General features: G+C 48.8%; 17 protein-coding genes. 5 read left to right on the top strand and 12 right to left on the bottom strand.

The window, feature by feature from the left end:
- Positions 1–163 precede the first annotated feature (163 nt).
- From MKX40_RS03400 to MKX40_RS03375, 6 genes are all read right to left on the bottom strand, one after another.
- Complete coding sequence (locus tag MKX40_RS03400) at positions 164–454, bottom strand: hypothetical protein (protein ID WP_339239431.1); 291 nt, start codon at positions 452–454, stop codon at positions 164–166.
- Positions 455–722: 268 nt separating this feature from the next.
- Positions 723–1595: an inositol monophosphatase family protein gene (locus MKX40_RS03395; RefSeq protein WP_339239430.1), complete on the bottom strand. Its 873-nt coding sequence runs from the start codon at positions 1593–1595 to the stop codon at positions 723–725.
- 98 nt (positions 1596–1693) lie between these two features.
- Positions 1694–2695: a UV DNA damage repair endonuclease UvsE gene (gene uvsE, locus MKX40_RS03390; RefSeq protein ID WP_339239429.1), complete on the bottom strand. Its 1002-nt coding sequence runs from the start codon at positions 2693–2695 to the stop codon at positions 1694–1696.
- A 157-nt stretch (positions 2696–2852) separates the two neighbouring features.
- Positions 2853–3176 (bottom strand): hypothetical protein, encoded by a 324-nt coding sequence (locus MKX40_RS03385; protein ID WP_062837611.1) that lies wholly within the window; start codon positions 3174–3176, stop codon positions 2853–2855.
- A gap of 30 nt (positions 3177–3206) precedes the next feature.
- Positions 3207–4307, bottom strand: a complete 1101-nt coding sequence (locus MKX40_RS03380) for a D-alanine--D-alanine ligase (RefSeq protein WP_036614110.1) — start codon at positions 4305–4307, stop codon at positions 3207–3209.
- Between the two features lie 137 nt (positions 4308–4444).
- A complete protein-coding gene (locus MKX40_RS03375) occupies positions 4445–5449 on the bottom strand; it encodes an amidase domain-containing protein (protein WP_339242904.1) in 1005 nt (334 codons plus the stop codon).
- Positions 5450–5825: 376 nt separating this feature from the next.
- Here MKX40_RS03375 and acnA point away from each other — a divergent pair, with 376 nt between their 5' ends.
- Positions 5826–8540 carry an aconitate hydratase AcnA gene (gene acnA / locus MKX40_RS03370; protein ID WP_124118742.1) on the top strand — a complete coding sequence of 905 codons (2715 nt, stop codon included), beginning with the start codon at positions 5826–5828 and terminating at the stop codon, positions 8538–8540.
- 143 nt (positions 8541–8683) lie between these two features.
- On the opposite strand, the gene MKX40_RS03365 is transcribed toward acnA, so the two are convergent.
- From MKX40_RS03365 to MKX40_RS03345, 5 genes are all read right to left on the bottom strand, one after another.
- Positions 8684–8893: a hypothetical protein gene (locus tag MKX40_RS03365; protein ID WP_339239428.1), complete on the bottom strand. Its 210-nt coding sequence runs from the start codon at positions 8891–8893 to the stop codon at positions 8684–8686.
- Positions 8894–8905: 12 nt separating this feature from the next.
- Entirely contained in the window at positions 8906–9463 is a 558-nt protein-coding gene (locus tag MKX40_RS03360; RefSeq protein WP_339239427.1) for a VanZ family protein, read from the bottom strand.
- A 28-nt stretch (positions 9464–9491) separates the two neighbouring features.
- Entirely contained in the window at positions 9492–10355 is an 864-nt protein-coding gene (locus tag MKX40_RS03355) for a M15 family metallopeptidase (RefSeq protein WP_339239426.1), read from the bottom strand.
- 99 nt (positions 10356–10454) lie between these two features.
- Complete coding sequence (locus MKX40_RS03350; RefSeq protein WP_339239425.1) at positions 10455–11543, bottom strand: HAMP domain-containing sensor histidine kinase; 1089 nt, start codon at positions 11541–11543, stop codon at positions 10455–10457.
- Positions 11536–12234: a response regulator transcription factor gene (locus tag MKX40_RS03345; RefSeq protein ID WP_339239424.1), complete on the bottom strand. Its 699-nt coding sequence runs from the start codon at positions 12232–12234 to the stop codon at positions 11536–11538. The genes MKX40_RS03350 and MKX40_RS03345 overlap by 8 nt, the downstream gene beginning before the upstream one ends.
- Before the next feature lie 263 nt (positions 12235–12497).
- On the opposite strand from MKX40_RS03345, the gene MKX40_RS03340 reads away from it, so the two are divergent.
- The 4 genes from MKX40_RS03340 to MKX40_RS03325 all read left to right on the top strand — a co-directional run bounded on the left by MKX40_RS03340 (position 12498) and on the right by MKX40_RS03325 (position 15838).
- Entirely contained in the window at positions 12498–13448 is a 951-nt protein-coding gene (locus MKX40_RS03340) for a YafY family protein (RefSeq protein ID WP_339239423.1), read from the top strand.
- An 81-nt stretch (positions 13449–13529) separates the two neighbouring features.
- Positions 13530–14348: a zinc ribbon domain-containing protein gene (locus MKX40_RS03335; RefSeq protein ID WP_339239422.1), complete on the top strand. Its 819-nt coding sequence runs from the start codon at positions 13530–13532 to the stop codon at positions 14346–14348.
- Between the two features lie 455 nt (positions 14349–14803).
- Entirely contained in the window at positions 14804–14971 is a 168-nt protein-coding gene (locus MKX40_RS03330) for a hypothetical protein (RefSeq protein WP_017690769.1), read from the top strand.
- 177 nt (positions 14972–15148) lie between these two features.
- Positions 15149–15838 carry a hypothetical protein gene (locus MKX40_RS03325; protein ID WP_339239421.1) on the top strand — a complete coding sequence of 230 codons (690 nt, stop codon included), beginning with the start codon at positions 15149–15151 and terminating at the stop codon, positions 15836–15838.
- A 528-nt stretch (positions 15839–16366) separates the two neighbouring features.
- Here the strand turns inward: MKX40_RS03325 and thiC are convergent.
- Positions 16367–18151 (bottom strand): phosphomethylpyrimidine synthase ThiC, encoded by a 1785-nt coding sequence (gene thiC, locus MKX40_RS03320; protein ID WP_339242902.1) that lies wholly within the window; start codon positions 18149–18151, stop codon positions 16367–16369.
- Between the last annotated feature and the right edge of the window lie 193 nt (positions 18152–18344).

The raw sequence follows: 18344 nt of genomic DNA, 5'->3' as shown, positions 1-18344 counted from the left end.
ATATATAGTACATCGCTCATTCCAATGATATAAGTTCGTGTTACTCTATTCTATCATTTTAAAGCAGGCGCTGTCCTCTCTGCTGGAAGTGCGCATGAAATAACAGACTCCCGGATGGGGAGTCTGTTACTGGTGAAGCACAGCTATGACGTTCAGTGATTAGTTAAGATTGCGGCTTATCCGAGTCTTCGGCATTCGAATGACCCTTGTCGCTCTCCGGTTTGTTCCCGGTAGCTCGCTCCAGATATCGATCATAACGATCATCCAACTCGCGTGCCATCTTCCGGTACTTTAACGTTTCCTCGACAATCGGATCACGCTCTGTCTGGATTCGCACTTCATATTTGGGAGGAATCAACTGGCGTTCACGCTGATCGGTGTCGCCGGACTCTTCCATGTCCCCTTCCGTCAGCATATCACTGAGCCGTCGTTCCAGTTCTTTGGATTCATCCATTGTTCTCGCTCCTTTAATTAAAGTCATACATGTGTTAAATATTGCTATTGTACGTTCACTTCGTGTACATAACCATCTTCGGATCGCTGTTATCCCCAGATTTCTTTGATCCCCTTTCCAAGGTAGAAATCCGGTGATAAAGGCGTAGCATATGCTTACGAAGCAGCTTTCTTCCAGAAAGCTTTTAGCTCCGCTTCTTCAGATGCTTTCTGTCCCCTCCGTTAATGTACAATTAAAAATAATTAAAGCATCGATGAGTTGAATAAACTCACTCCAGACCCGTTGCTTTCGCTTCCTTCAACACATCCGTCAGTGCATCATGGATTTTGCCATTGCTGGCAACGACATGACTTACTGACAGTTGATAAGGTGTTCCGATGGTATCGGTCACCTTGCCGCCGGATTCTTCAACCAACAGCGCACCTGCGGCAATATCCCACGGTTTCAACCCAACTTCGGTGTAGGCGCTGAGACGCCCTGCGGCAACATATGCCAGATGAAGAGCGGCGGATCCGCCTGCACGCAAGTTACGAACTTGCGGAGCCAGCGCCTGCACAGCAGCCATATTCAGCGGCAACGCAAAGGTTGTGTCTGCCGGGAACCCAACCGCAATCAGGCTCTGAGCCAGTGCCTGTTCACCGGATACTTGCATCCGGTTGCCGTGAACGTAAGCTCCTTTACCTTTTTCCGCAACAAACATTTCATCACGGGAAGGGTCGTAGATCACGCCGACAATGACTTCACCATTATGAGCCAATGCGATAGACACCGAGTAAAACGGGAATCCGTGTACGAAGTTCGTCGTTCCATCCACCGGATCAACAATCCACAGGAACTCTTCTTCCTCGGCCTCTTTCAATGCTTTTGCCGAAGCTTCCGGTCCCGGTTCGACGCCTTCTTCACCCAGAATGGCATGGTGGGGAAAATGCGTAAGAATCAGGCGGCGGATCATCTGCTCCGCTCCTTTATCCACTTCGGTCACCAGATCTTGGGGTGAATACTTGGTGCCAAGTTCAGCTACCGTCCCAAGACGGCTTTTGATCCATTCGCCAGCTTTGGAAGCTGCATTAATAGCAACGGCAGTATAGCTTTTGCTTGTCACGACATAAGGTATCTTTTCCTTCTCATTCAAAGCGTTCACTCTACTTTCTATATCAATCTACGAAAAGTTGAAATACTTGTTAAAAGTATACGCCCCGCAGGTCGTAAAGTTTCTCGTTGCCCAAGCCCCTTTTGGCTCTACGGATGAATGATGACGGTAGACTCGTCCACCCATTCCACGCCCTCTTCGTGATAGAATGCCAGCTTCTGCATCAGCTGCACAAGAGCCTCATCCTTGCGTTTGGCCTCAATCATCACGTCAAGCCTTGGGGTGTCTGCTGCGATATGACGCAAGAAGTCGAGCATAGGCTCTACCTCCACGCCATCCGCATGACCTCGCACATCCTTTTCACTCTTCGGACTGGAGACATGAATTTTGGGTGGCAATGGCTGATCAGCCGGTGAATCTGCCTGGGCAAGCGGTGACTCCCAGGTCTTCAGAATATCAGGCCACAGATCCCATGGCTGTTCTCCCTCGTTGTTCACCCACTGGTGATGGATATCCAATACCATGGGTAATCCCAGGCGCTGGCACACGGCCAGTGTCTCGGGTGCGTTGAATGTTTTGTCATCATTTTCGAGTGTGAGCCGCTCCTGAATGTCCCGATCCAGCTTCAAAAAATTTTCTTCAAAACGAAGCGCCGCCGAAGGCTTGTCCCCGTATGCACCACCAATATGTATATTGTTCTTGGCAGTGGCATTCAGTCCCATGGCATCCAGCATCCGAACATGATGACGAAGGTCGCGAATCGAGTTGCGCAGAACTTGCTCACGGGGTGTACTAAGTACGGTAAAATGATCCGGATGAAAGGAGACACGCATATGATTTTCCTTCACAAAATCACCAATGGCCGCAAAGTCCTGCTTCAGAGCCGGGAACGGGTCCCAGTCATTCAGATCCTCGTGTGTTGCCAGTGGAATCAATTTGGAAGAGAAGCGATATACATGAATATGGCTGCCCTTGTTGTGCCTGAGCAAACGTAATGTATTATGCAGGTTCTCGGCTGCAATCCGTTCGAGCTTGCGGATCGCTGCTTCCCTGTCATCGATTTTGTTAAAACTCGACATGGTCATGGTCCGGGAAGGCGAGGCATTCTCTATGAGCACGGACATGGCCACGTAACCAAAGCGTACGAGCATGAATTTCTTCCTCTCTATTAGGGCGGAGAACCTGCAAGGCATGTTCAGCCGTCAGGATGTACCGTCACTGTATATAACCAAGTTTTACCCTAAAAGAGTGACCATAATCGTATTCTGGCAAATCAGTCCATCCAACCCGCATTCCCGGTCAAAATCACTACTCCTGCGCTTGTTCTCCAAAGAACATCTCATCGGCAAGCGCGGTCTGGATACGTGATTCTTCCTCCGTCAGTTTGCGGATCAGTTGCATCTCCACTTCGGTTACTTCTTGCCCCTGGAAGTTGATCTCTGCAATGGAAACCACGATCTTCACGATGGCTACAGCCACGTTATCCGGTGTGTATGCAATCACTTTCTGGCCGGTAGGAAATACCCGGAAGCCCTGTTTGACCATTTTGCCGCGTCCGTATTCAAGCAGTTCGAACAGCTCCTGCTCACTCTTGAACTTGCATACGGAATTGAATTCAGTCTGAAATCCCATGCATATCCCTCCTGATCTTGTGGTTGCAGGCTACGCCTGTACGCCGTTCTCGTAATTCAGTGCCTGCTTGCGGTTGTAACGCTCCAGTGCCAGCTCAATCATGCGATCCAGCAATTCGGCATACGAGACACCTGTCTCACGCCAAAGAAGTGGATACATGCTATAGGGTGTGAAACCAGGCATGGTGTTCACTTCATTAATAAGCAATGCGCCGTCATTTTTCCGAATGAAGAAGTCCGCACGTGAAATGCCGTTACCTTCAATCGCACGGAACGCCTGCAGAGCTGCCTCGCGAATGCGATCTGCGGCCTCCGGGTCCAGTGGAGCTGGGATCAGCATCTGTGATTGACCATCAATATACTTGGCTGCATAGTCATAATACTCCCCGGAGGATACGATCTCGCCTGGAACGGAAGCCATTGGCTCGTCATTGCCGAGCACGCTAACCTCAACTTCACGTGCTTCAACGAACTCCTCAATAACCACCTTCGTATCATACCGTAGTGCGAACTCGACAGCTGTCTTCAGCTCATCGCGGTTACGCGCTTTGGAGATGCCCACACTGGAGCCCAGATTGGCCGGTTTGATAAAACAAGGATACCCCAGCTGATCTTCGACCTGTACGATCATTTCGTGCTCTGTCTGCTTCCATTGTGTAGCATTAAAATACGTAAAGGCACATTGGTCAATGCCAGCCTGTGCAAACAGCTTTTTCATGACCACTTTGTCCATGCCGCCAGCCGAAGCGAGTACACCTGCACCTACATATGGCATATCCGCCATCTCGAACATGCCCTGAATGGTGCCATCCTCGCCAAACGTACCATGCAGCAGAGGGAACATTACGTCCAGCGCTTCTGCTCCGCCATACAAACGGCCAAACAGTGCGTTCAGGGCATCCTGCGTTCCACCCGCCGATTGCTCCAGCTTCAAATCTTCAATCTGCGCGAACGGCGCATGCATGACAGGTCCTTTTTTCCACGTCCCCTGCTTGGAGATATAAAAAGGAACCAGTTCATACTTCTCGTAATCAAATGCGTTCGTTACAGCAAACGCCGTTTGTAGCGACACCTCATGCTCGCCTGATTTTCCGCCGTACACGACGCCTACTTTTAATTTATCCATACTCATGTGTACCCTCCGATTATCTGTGCCTGATGCTGTCATGCTTGCATGCTCAGCACCCTTGTTTTTCTGCTTGTGTTATCTGGTCTTATTTTACACGGAACTGGATGTCTGCGTCACCGCATCCCGAAAATCTTTCGTGTTCAAAACTCATCTGAAATATGAAAAAGCCGGTATACCGTCCGCTCCGTCCAAGCGTAAGAATCCCGGTAATCCCAAAATCGGTGACGGCTGCTAACCGTGTGTGCATTGACCAGCGGCATACCACCTGCATCAAACGCGGTCACAACGGTGCTGTGCTGAAATCGTCCATCTCCATCCCAATCGTAGAGAATAACATCACCGAGCATCAGCTGCTCAGGACGCTCCACTTCTGTCGCGGTCAGACCCCAGCTGCTGCCTGACAAATAACGCTCCAGACTGTTGGAAACTGCCCAGCTGTAACTCCACATTTCGGAGCCGTTCACATACCCCTTATACCACCAGCCGGCTTCTCTTCTACCAGTATAGTGGATGGGTGCCCCCCCTGCAAAGAGACATTGAGACACGTAATTAGTGCAATCCACATCAAATTCCTCAAAGGCCGGATTCCCCGCATTCCACCACCGATCCGCATAGGCAACCGCCAAATCTCTGCGATAGGCTTGTTGCCGTGAGCTTCTTCCCTGACCCAACACTTCCCGATTCAGCAGCGGTCGATTCATCGCCTGTACAAAATCAGCTTGTTGAAACGGACGCCCTTCCCCCGCAGGGCGACGCTCCGGCACTTCTCGCTCAACCCGTCCAATGATCCATCCACCACTCTGCCGCAGAAAGGTTAACCGCTCCCGCTCAATCCGGTCCTCCCGGTGGGTAATACCGCTCTTCTCATAGAACAGTCTGCTGTACAATTGTACATCCACCACGGCTTCTTCCTGTCCATCCATAAGCGTGCGCACAAGCTTGGCGCTGGTCTCGCTGCGAAGAGGCACGGCGCGCCGCTTACGATACCATTCGTCCAGCCTTGCCATACGCTCTCCCCGTTCCACCACGAATTCAGGATCGGTAACGATCCGTTCGCTGGTCTGTGGACGGTAGTCGATCTCACAGCGATTGTACTGGTTCACGTAAGTATATAAGGCACTCTTCCATTCCCGTTCCAAGCCTATGTCCCCCTTTGGCATGAGTTCTGTCCGGAATATTCATTGCGTATATAAACTCCTACTATTCATATGAGAGGGTCCCCGGTTGTATGTACACGGCTCGGGAAGGAGGTCCAAAATTCGGCAAATACAGGTACACGAGATATCTTATTCCTGCCCGCTTCACGAAAACGCCTTCATTGGTCCAAATGCTTGCTTGATCAGGCAAAAAGACCTTTACGTACGGAGGTGAAAACGGTATACTTAATACTAAAGTCATGATTATGAAATTACGTTTCATCTGATGAAACTAACGAACAAGAACACGGAACGATGAAGGCCTGTTCTTCACCTAAATGAACGTTTTCTTCATCTCACCGACACATCCCAAGGAGGTACATGTATGTCAGCAAAGAATCATTTCTCCGCCGCTCGCAGTCTTGAGGTTGGAGGCAAGTCTTACCGCTACTACAGTCTCGATGCTCTTCAGGAAAACGGCCACGGCGATCTTTCCAGACTCCCTTTCTCCATTAAAGTGTTGCTTGAAGCAGCAATTCGTCAATTCGACGGACGTGCCATTACCGAAGAACATGTAAAACAACTGACCGGCTGGGCAGATGGCCGTGATAATAACAAGGAAATTCCATTCATTCCTGCACGTATCGTACTGCAGGATTTCACCGGTGTACCGGTTGTCGTTGACCTCGCTGCAATGCGTGATACTGTGAAAAAAGCAGGCGGCGATCCGAAACAGATCAACCCGCTCGTACCCGTCGATCTCGTTATCGACCACTCTGTTATGGTTGATGCTTTTGGTACCAACGATGCACTTGATTACAATATCAAAGTTGAGTTCGAGCGTAATGAAGAGCGTTACCGCTTCTTGCGTTGGGCGCAAACGGCATTCAACAACTTCCGTGCAGTTCCACCATCCACAGGGATCGTTCACCAGGTTAACCTGGAGTATCTGGCTTCCGTGGCAGCAACGAAAACTGTTGACGGCGAGACCGTTGTATTCCCGGATTCCCTCGTAGGTACTGACTCCCACACCACCATGATCAACGGACTTGGCGTTGTTGGTTGGGGTGTTGGTGGAATCGAGGCCGAAGCAGGTATGCTGGGCCAACCGCTTTACTTTGTAACACCGGACGTTATCGGTTTCAAACTGACAGGCAGCCTGAGTGAAGGCGCAACAGCAACGGATCTGGCACTGACAGTTACCCAATTGCTTCGTAAAAAAGGCGTTGTTGGTAAATTCGTAGAGTTCTACGGACCTGGTCTTGCCAACATCGGTCTGGCTGACCGTGCAACAGTAGCCAACATGGCACCAGAGTACGGCGCAACGATCGGTTTCTTCCCTGTCGATAGTGAAACGTTGAACTATCTGCGCAGCACTGGCCGTCCTGACGAGCAAGTGGAGTTGGTTGAAGCTTATTACAAAGCTCAAGGCATGTTCCGTACTTCCAGCACCGTTGACCCTGAATTCACAGATGTGATTGAACTGGATCTCGGCTCTGTTGTACCAAGTCTTGCAGGACCAAAACGTCCACAGGATCGCATCGAGCTGACACAAATGAAAGAAAGCTTCAACAGCATCATCCGTACACCTGTAGATAAAGGCGGATACGGGCTGAGCGATGAGAAAATCGAACAAACCGTACCTGTCAAGCACCCGAACGGTTCCACCAGTGAATTGAAAGCAGGCGCTGTTGTGATCGCGGCGATCACAAGTTGTACGAATACTTCGAATCCAAGTGTTATGGTTGGAGCAGGACTACTGGCGAAAAAAGCAGTTGAACGCGGCCTGACCAAGCCAGGATATGTGAAAAGCAGTCTGACTCCAGGTTCCCTTGTTGTCACCGAGTACCTGGAAAAAGCAGGCCTGATTCCATATCTGGACCAACTCGGATTCAACGTTGCCGGCTACGGCTGTGCGACTTGCATCGGTAACTCCGGCCCACTGCCAGACGAAGTGAGCGAAGCGATTGCTGAGAACGATATGACCGTTGCGGCTGTATTGTCCGGTAACCGTAACTTTGAAGGCCGTGTGCACGCACAGGTTAAAGCCAACTACCTGGCATCTCCACCACTCGTTGTGGCATATGCACTTGCAGGTACTGTGAATATTGACTTTGAAACCGATCCAATCGGTTATGATACGAACAATGAGCCTGTATTCCTGAAAGACCTCTGGCCTAGCTCCGAGGAAATCAAGGATACCATCGCTAGCTCCCTGAACGCTCAGATGTTCCGCAACAAGTACGAGAACGTATTTACAGCTAATGAGCGTTGGAATGCAATCTCTGTACCGGAAGGTGAATTGTACGAGTGGGATCCAAATTCTACGTACATTCAAAATCCTCCGTTCTTCCAAGAACTTGGCGACAAGTTGAACGATATCGCAGATATCCGTTCTGCACGCGTTATGGCATTGCTTGCGGATTCCGTAACAACGGACCATATCTCGCCAGCAGGTAATATTGCGGTATCCAGCCCGGCTGGACTGTACTTGAAAGAGCATGGCGTAGAGCGCAAAGACTTCAACTCCTACGGCTCACGTCGTGGTAACCATGAAGTAATGATGCGTGGTACGTTCGCCAATATTCGTATCCGTAACCAGGTTGCTCCGGGCACCGAGGGCGGTATCACGAAGTACCTGCCAACGGACGAAGAAATGTCCATCTACGATGCTTCCATGAAGTATCAAGATGAAGGACAGAACCTGATCGTTATCGCAGGTAAAGAGTACGGTACAGGAAGCTCCCGTGACTGGGCGGCAAAAGGAACATTCCTGCTCGGCGTCAAAGCCGTTATCGCAGAAAGCTTCGAGCGGATTCACCGTAGTAACCTGGTTGGCATGGGCGTAATGCCATTGCAATTCCAAGAGGGTCACGGCTGGTCCAGCCTTGGTCTGAACGGACGTGAAACGTATGACATTACGGGTCTCAGCAATGATGTGAAGCCAGGACAAGAGTTGAAAGTTACCGTAACTCGTGAAGACGGTACACAGTTCGATTTCCCTGTTATCGCTCGTCTGGACAGTATGGTTGACGTGGATTACTACCATAACGGCGGTATCCTGCAAACCGTATTGCGTCAAATGATGAAAAAAGCTTAATGATATGAATCATTAAAGTAATGAAATGATATAGAAAAGCTCCCCACCATGTGCAACCTGCACAGGGATGGGGAGCTTTTTTTTGCTTTGCTTTTCATATCGGCATACCTTTTAAAATCATCAATTCTCAATTCAACGACCTGCTAATGCCCAATGTGATGTGAGGCTTGATCGAACAGTTGAATCGTACCCATGATCAGAAACAGACACGACAGAGCAATTAACGAGCCTCCGACCCATCTAGACATGATCAATTGCTCCGTAATCTGTTTTTCCGAAGCATCCGTTACCTTGTGTGGATACACGAGAAACATTAGCCCTACGCTAATGAACAGTATCGCGATGATAATCAACGTAATCCCTCCTTACACGTGACTCTCCTTAGAGGTTAACTTCGTCGTCTCGCGGGATTCTCCTCCCACCAACACCCTTTTCAGGCCAATGGCCATGGTGAAAATGATATATCCAATCAAGCCGCCGAGTGTATTAAGCATCAGGTCATCCACATCAAATATGCCCATGCCAGTCACTAACTGTGTCACCTCATACCCCAGACTGAGCAGCAGGGACAGCAGGAATACCTTTATTCCAGAGAATAGTTTGTTGCCCGTCAGAACAGGAATGAAGATACCCAGTGGGATAAAAGCCAGAACATTCCCTACCAGATGGATAGCTGTACCTGGACGATGTGATGAAAGGCTGTTCCAGTCTCGTGAAATTTCCTGAAATGGCGTCAGGTTGACGGTTCGCGTATGAATCAGATCCGGTTGTTGCAAGAATGCCATCAGTCGAACCTTCACGATGCCAAAGTCGACAGCACTTCCTTTGAACAGGATCAGCTTCGTCAGCAGATATAAATAGATAATGAACACGGCAGTCCAAAGGATGTAATGTTTGCTTTTCTTCTGGTTGTTGTGTTTCATGTTGTTTGGCCTCCCTTGTGTTGCCCTGTTATTTCTTTACGGTGACAATGACTCCGTCCATGTTGTCACCCGATATTTCAGTTTCGCCGTGCTCAGGTATGTAAACAGTCGTATCTCCAGTTGCTCGATAATAGCGGATATGATACGTCTCATCCTCTACTTCAACAGAGATGTTCTCCTTCTCCTTCAACATATCTAGGTACTCCTCCAGTACCAGATTGTTCTTATGCATGATCGCACTGTGGGGCAACCCCACATACCGAAAGTGCCATGGTTCATATTGAATACCCGTGATGCTTACTTTATCTTTCGGGTAACGCAAGATAAATCCGTATTTCCATGCATTTTTCTCCAGCCACTCACCCTCCGGTGCTTCATTCATGGCAGCCAGACTTGAACCGACATCCAGGGATAAGCCAAGATTATGCTCACTGTGACCTGCAGGAAGTGCATAGTCTGAACCCATTTCCTGATATAGCTCGTCCTGCTTCTCAAAGTCCCTGTACCCACTGCTCATGAGAAAATATCGAACTCCCTCTTCCCCTGCTGCCTCAACCATCTTCTGAAACTCCTGCGCCACCAGTCGGGATAACATGATTTTCCGATCCATTATTCCATATCCACGAAGCAGATCATCCTCATCCGCCACATATACAATATCGGATCTAACCCCCTCCTCGTGAACGGGGTATTGCTTATTAACCAGTAACAAATTGCCCTTATGTACCTGATCCTGAATATTTCCTGTGACGGATACCGTATAACCTGCGGGATTTTCACGCGTATTCTGAATCTCGATGGGCAGCTCATTCTTCTGCTGAAGCCATCCCGGTGATTGTGTAACAATATATCCAACCAAAACGATACATATTAAAAAGCCCCACTTTTTCATGCTTGTTCCTCCTTTTAACTCATACATCAAGGATAGACAAAACAAGTTAAAGAAAAAGCAGGGCAATTTTAAAGTTTTTCTTAAATTATACGTTGAACCTTATTGGAATACCGGCAAACGAACTTCGAATTGCGTCCGTACCACATCGCTCTGGGCCGAAATCGTACCGTCATGCTGCTCTACAATATTGCGGGCAATAAATAGGCCAAGGCCTGTCCCACCCTCTTGAGGGGTTCGGGCACGATCTCCTGTGTAATACATATCGAAGATATGTGGCAATTCCTCCGGACGAATATGTCCCCCATAGTTAATCACCTGAATAATGATCCGGTCTGCATCACGATATCCGTTAATATCCACGTACATGCCGTCCTTGCCGTGCCGTGCAGCGTTAATCAGCAGATTCTCGAACACACGAGCCAGCAGCTCACCATCACCGGAGATGGTAAGTTCAGTGTCTATTTTCAACCGGGTAATCAGATGATTCTTTTCAAATACAGGATAGAGCTCTTCGTTCATCTGCTTCAGCAGTTCGCTAAGATCCAACCGTGTTTTGTTTATAGGCAACATGCCATAATTCATGCGGGTAATTTCGAACAAATCATCAATCAGCTTCTCCAGACGCTGTGATTTGGTGAATGCAATCGATGTAAAGTGCCTTACTTGCTCCTCTGTCAGCTGATCATCCTTCATGAGCAGGTCCAAATATCCAAGCACAGAGGTCAGCGGCGTTCGCAGGTCATGCGCAAGGTTTACGATAAGCTGGTCTTTGCTGTTCTCGGCAAAGTCACCTCGTTCCACCGCTTCCCTTAGCTTCTCACTTGCCAGATTCACATCCTCCGCAATCGTACCTAACTCATCCTTCGAAGAAATCTGTACACGATGCTGAAAGTCTCCATTCGCCAAGTGATTAATGCCTGCGGAAATCTCTTTGAAATACGTGACATAGGGTCTTGTAAACAAGTAGAAAAACAAAATCGCAAGCGGGATGAAGAGCAGCATAAAAACATATAGATCGCCAATACTTCTCATGATATTACGATATTCCGCCAGCGGATCTTCTCTCCTGACCCCTGCATAATACATCTGCAACAGCCTGTACACGATAAATGTTACGGCGCCAGAAGACAGCATGCTCAGACCGACCAGCATAATCATCGTTGTGCGAAAGCTTCTGCGTTTAGTCATTGAACGTGTACCCCACGCCCCAGATGGTTTTGATAAACTTGTTCTTGTCCACATCTTCTCCGAGCTTCTTGCGCAGCGTCCGAATATGTACCATAACGGTATTGCCACTTTCGAAATAAGCCTCTCCCCATACCTTTTCAAAAATACTTTCTGCGCTGAAGACCTGTTTTGAATTGCTCGCAAGCAACACTAAAATATCAAATTCCTTCGGTGTTAACTCCAGCGGTTTACCGTAAAGCGTCACGCTATGCTGCTCCGGTACAATGACAAGTCCGCCCTTTTCCAGAATCGAGCGCTGAACCGCCGCTGTGGACTGGCTGAATTGCAATGAGCGCCGCAATTGAGAATTCACGCGTGCTACAAGCTCCATCGGGTTAAACGGTTTGGTCATATAATCATCGGCACCCATCACCAGCCCCGTAATTTTATCCATGTCCGAGGTTTTGGCACTCAGGAAAATGATCGGGAAATGATGCTGCTCCCGTATTTTACGAGTCACCTCGTACCCGTCCATACCCGGCATCATAATGTCCAGTACGGCCAAATCAATGGTATGTGTCTGAATCGCCTGTAGTGCCGACTGTCCGTCAGATGCCTTGACGGTATGATATCCTTCTTTTTGTAAATGTAAAGCCACCAGATCCGCGATCTCTACTTCATCGTCCGCAATCAGAATCGTAATTCGCTTCATTGCTTATTTCACTCCTATATGGGATGCTGAGCAATATAACACCTATGAATCTAACAGATAAGTACAAGATAAACAATTGAAAGCAATGTTCCCTCTTCCAAAGGGGAAAAACCGGTGAGAGCGTATGCTTCCGAAGCAGCTTTCTTCCAGAAAGCTTTTAGGCGAGCGCTTCGCTTCTCCAGGTTTTTTCTGTCCTCTCCGTTCAAGTGTAAAAGAAATAGCTCATTTATATAAACACAAATAAAAAAAAGGAAGAGGTAGCTATGAAACTGGAGCGTTTGTTAGCCATCGTTGTACTGCTTATCAACCGGGGGCGATTACAGGCAAAAGACCTGGCCGATATGTTTGAAGTTTCCATCCGGACGATCTATAGAGATATCGACACATTGGGACAAGCCGGGATTCCGGTCGTGACCTATCAGGGAGCAAGCGGAGGCATCGGTCTGGCGGAAGGGTATCGTCTGGATCGCAATCTGTTAACTGACAAGGATCTTGTTTCCATCGTCACCGCCCTGCGCAGCATATCCACCTCACATACAAATGCTGCACGTGAACTACTGGTGGAGAAACTAAGCAGTATCGTTCCGGAAGCCAAAAATGAAGATTTTCAAGCCAGCACGCACCGATTCATCGTGGATCATTCAACGTGGACGCACCCTGAAGCGCTACAACAGAAATTAAAAGTTATTGATCAGGGAATTGATCAGCTTCAATGCATTTATTTTGCCTATTGCAGCGCCGAAGGTGCACAGACCTATCGTACAGTTGAACCCCACACGCTTGTGCTGAAGAGGCACGCGTGGTATCTATATGCTTTTTGCCATGAACGAAATGAATTCCGCATGTTCAAGCTGGTTCGTATGAAAGACGTCTCTCTTGCTGCAGAGCACTTTGAACGAAAATCCATCAACCTTCAAGACCGGCCGTGGCAGCAGGAATGGAGCCGACCAGACAACCAGATTGGGATTACCCTGAGATTCCATGCCCGTGTCCATCATCTTGCGGAGGAATGGTTCGGTATTGAAAATGTATTGCCTGACGGGAACGGCTATTATATCAGCCAGGTCGCTTTTCCAGAAGATAACTGGCTGTACGGCTTCATCTTGGGCTTTGGGGCGGATGTTGAGGTGCTGGAACCCTTGCATATTCGGGATAATATTTGCCGTATAGCCGAACAAATTGTTCAAAATTATAAAACCTCCGCTCAAACCTGACAGACAGCTGTCCAGTTCCTCCCCGTATACTTCAAATATGTTCAGGTTGAAGTTGCATATATACCCAAGGAGGAATAAAAGATGAACGTTACTGTATGTCAAAGCTGCGGCATGCCACTCACCACCCCTGCCCAATTCGGAACGGAGGCAGATGGAGGCACAACCCGTGAGTACTGTATCTATTGTTACAAGGATGGGAAGTTTGCACAGCCAGGAATCTCGCTTGAAGGCATGACGGAGATGTGCACCGCCATTCTGAAGGACGAGGGCATGGATGAGGAATCCGCTCGTTCGATGCTGCGTAATCAGCTTCCTTTTTTGAAACGTTGGCGCACGAATACAACGGATCAACACAAAGTATCTCCGGCTGAAAACTCTGCCACTTCCGCTATACCGGGTCAGGTTACAACAACTCTATCGTTATCTGCCCAGCCCGTTCGTTATGTCACACTCCCAAGCAAACGCTTGGCCGGCATATCCGCCCGCACAACCAATGCCATTGAGATTAGTGGCAAAGGCCGTATCCAAGGTCTCTGGAACAATTATTTTGCCTCAGAGCACCTCCCTGCACCCGAAGCTGCTCGTTATGGCTGTTACACGAATTATACCGATGGCATAAACGGAGAGTACACCATACTGGTAGGGCATGAGGTCAGTTCGGAGGAATCATTGCCTGAAGGATTGGACGACATTCTGCTCCCGCCTGCAACTTACGCCGTATTCACTTCCAGAAAAGGGCCAATGGCAGAGGTTGCTCACGAAGCCTGGGGAGCCGTATGGGCATGGGAGAAGCAAAGTGATCGTACGTTCACCGGAGATTTTGAATTGTATGATGAACGCAGCCTGAATCCCGAAAATGTACAAGTCGATATATACATCGCCGTTCGAGATAGTAGATAAAACCAACACTATATCAACTCAGACTGGATCCAAATTTTCCTCACATCCTTCTGCATATCATGCAAGCTGCCGAGTTCACCCGGCAGTTTTTTTGATGTTCCTCCCGTGATACAACCGCCTATAGTACCAAGTTAGTTAGCATGGAACCTACCTATTCAACCAGACAATATGCCTCATAAGCGGGTACCATTGACTTCCTTAAAATTGGGACTATTCACATAACAACCGATTCCATCCTCCCACACAAATCCTTTCAAATCAGGTTCTTTACTCCTGAATTTCCCTAAAACCGTTTACATCTCCTGAATACGGGGTAAAATCACTACAATCCAATTGGAATTACGCTTTAAACTCTTCTATTTCGTCTAACAAGTCACATATACCTATATGCGCACCTGGCATGGTAACCAGTCGAAATACATAATTCACAAATATGCTTCAAAGGAGGAACCAAGATGATCCGCATGCCTATTCAGCAAATGATCCCGTACCATCACCAATATCCGCGCAACACGGCGACCACTGCTCCTAAAAAGGAGAATGAGAACACTCAAGGTCTATCCTTTCATGAAATTTTACAGCAAAAAATGGCGAAGAAAAATGCTTCTCCTTCCCTTAGATAAAATGAAAGCTGGACGATTGCCAGTCCGGTTATGAACCGTCTTTCCGCAGCTTGGCGGGAGGACGGTTATTGGCGTTGAATCGCAAACAACTGTACAGTTCTCAGGCATGTTTCTATAATGGTTTAAATATCTAAGATTACCATCACATTATACGAACTGTAAAAGGGGATTTAGCACATGATCACCATCGGTTGTTTTCACGCTCACTATTCCAACATCGCCTTAATTGAAGAGACGCTTGCTGCTTATGAAGTTGAATTGGTCCATTACGTCGATCCAGGCCTGGATCGTCTTAAACATGACGCTGACTTTTCCGATGTCGTCATCCACGAGAAAGTAGCTCAGACGCTCCGATGGATCGCCAAGTGTCATGCCGATGCCATTCTGGTCACGTGTACCCTGTTTGCGGCAGTACTGGAGCAGGAAGCCACAGAGGTCCCTGTGCCTGTGATCGGCATAGATGATCCGCTATTGCAGGAGATGCGGCAAGTACCAGGAGATTACATCATAGCATTCACCAACCCGGCAACCATTGAAGGAACGATGGCACGGCTGAATCAGGCATTACAGCAAGAGAATGAGAATGAGCATCCCTACATTGCAAATACATATCAGACGGAAGCGGTGTGCATCCCTGGGACATTTGAGTTGATTATGCGTGGAGATCAGCAAGGGTATCTCGAAGCGGTACGTGAGGGATTACAGCAGATTGCTGAGCAGTATCCGGGTAAAACGGTAGTGGCAGCTCAACTGTCTATGGCTCCCGCTGCTGCACAGGTTACTGCAGACACAGGCATTGCGATCCATAGTCCGTTGGCATTGCTTGCGGCGTATGTGGAGAAAAATTTGGGCGTGGCTCGAAAGTAGTGGCTGATTTGGAGTGACATATTACAATCACTAAAAATATGTGAAAAGCAGTATGTAGGCTCTTTGCAAAATAAAAATGCTCTCGAACACGAGCATTTCAAATGGTATAATCACTTTGTACAGCCAATTTGTGGTGGGAAATAGGCTTGCCTCCAGTGGGAGGTGATCCTATGAACTTCTCTTTTAACGACGTAATCGTGTTCGCGATGTTAATTATTGCGCTCCTGACATACATCGATCGTAAAAAGAAGTGACCCGCCACAGGTTGACGGCCTGACGGGTCACTTCATCTGAACTTGCTGCACTCGGAGGAATACCCACCGCAAATGCTGTGCAGGAGTAGCCATTGGCCTGGCTACTCTTATTGGTGTTTACTTACATTCATTTTATTAAACATCTGCTAGACAATCAACCATAATACTGATAAAAAGTATTAGGAAGCTGATCAATAAGAGAAAAATACGACATGATAGCAGTATTCTCACCTTCAAACGATGTCAGACTGCCAAGGTTAAGCTGTACCAGCGCCTAGGACCGTGTCCGATATTCCTCAGCCTTTTCCTGCATGCCCGCTGCTACAGCCTCATTCTCGGACAATCCTTTATCCGCCGCAAAGGCACGAATGTCCTGCGTAATACGCATGCTGCAGAACTTCGGTCCGCACATCGAGCAGAAATGAGCTTCTTTGGCCCCTTCTGCCGGCAGCGTCTCATCATGGTAAGATAATGCCCGTTCCGGGTCGAGTGAAAGGTTAAACTGATCCCGCCAGCGGAACTCGAAGCGCGCCTTGGACAATGCATCATCCCGGCGCTGAGCACGTGGATGACCTTTCGCCAGATCGGCAGCATGAGCTGCGATCTTGTAGGCAATAACCCCTTCCCGTACATCATCCTTGTTGGGCAAGCCCAGATGTTCTTTTGGCGTGACGTAACAGAGCATGGACGTGCCAAACCAGCCAATCATAGCCGCACCAATGGCGGACGTAATGTGATCGTATCCCGGGGCAATATCGGTCGTCAGTGGCCCAAGTGTGTAGAACGGTGCCTCTTGGCATATCTCCATCTGCAGGTCCACATTCTCCTTGATCTTGTGCATCGGTACATGCCCCGGGCCTTCGATCATCACCTGCACATCATGTTTCCATGCGATCTGCGTCAGTTCCCCAAGCGTAGCCAGTTCCGCCATCTGAGCTTCGTCATTCGCATCGTAGATACTGCCTGGACGAAGTCCATCTCCCAGCGAAAACGCCACATCATACTTTTTCATAATCTCGCAGATTTCTTCGAAATGGGTGTACAAAAAATTCTCCTGATGATGCGCAAGACACCACGCTGCCATAATGGACCCGCCCCGGGATACAATGCCTGTCATCCGCTTGGCGGTCATGGGGATATAACGCAGCAGCACACCTGCATGAATCGTAAAGTAGTCCACGCCCTGCTCTGCCTGCTCAATGAGCGTGTCTCGGTACAATTCCCAGGTCAGCGCTTCCGCTTCGCCATTCACCTTCTCCAGCGCTTGATACAGCGGCACCGTACCAATTGGTACAGGTGAATTGCGGATGATCCATTCCCGTGTCGTATGAATGTTTTTGCCTGTCGAGAGATCCATCACCGTATCCGATCCCCAGCGCACAGCCCAGGTCATTTTCTCGACCTCTTCCTCGATGGAGGAAGATACGGCAGAGTTGCCTATGTTGGCATTGATCTTCACGTGAAAATGACGACCGATCAACATTGGCTCACTCTCCGGGTGATTGATGTTGGATGGCAGAATCGCCCGTCCACTCGCCAGCTCCTGCCGCACGAACTCCGGTTCCACCCCTTCACGGATAGCGGCATACTCCATCTCTGGTGTAATGACTCCCTGCCTCGCGTAATGCATCTGCGTGACACAGCGCCCAGCCTGAGCACGCAGTGGTTGTCCCCGAAATCCAGGGTACTCTTCAGCCCCGGCTCTCCTCCCACCGGGCTTTAGTCCGTTATCCTCGGGTTGAACGGCTCTGCCCTCATATGCTTCAACATCACCGCGTTCCATAATCCAATGATTTCGGAGTGCGGGTAATCCCTTCCGAATATCCATCTGGAATTCGGGATCAGTCATGGGGCCGCTCGTATCATAGACACGCAGCGGTTCGTTATGCTCCACCCCTTGGGGAGTATTGGTGTCATGAAGGGCTATCTCACGCTCCGGTACAGCTATGTCCGGCCGTGAGCCCTGAATGTAGACTTTGCGGCTGCCCGGAAAGGGCTGAACCCGTCCGGCCGCTCCTGTTTCCTTTTCCACCTGCTGATCGTTATGTTCCTGTTCCATCGCTTGTTGTCCCGTTTGATTTCCTGTACTCATGTTTGCTCGTCTCCTCCTCCGTGTTCGTTCACTAGGTTTGGTTGGCATCGCCATCAGCTCGCTTACGCACCTGTCCCAAATCATGCAGAGCGCAGAGAAGAAAGAGCGATCCTACACCAGACCAAGGGGGAGACATTATTCATGTACAGATAACAACAGA

It is taken from the genome of Paenibacillus sp. FSL R5-0517 (assembly GCF_037974355.1).
GTDB lineage: Bacteria > Bacillota > Bacilli > Paenibacillales > Paenibacillaceae > Paenibacillus.
This window is presented reverse-complemented; position numbering and strand designations above follow the sequence as displayed.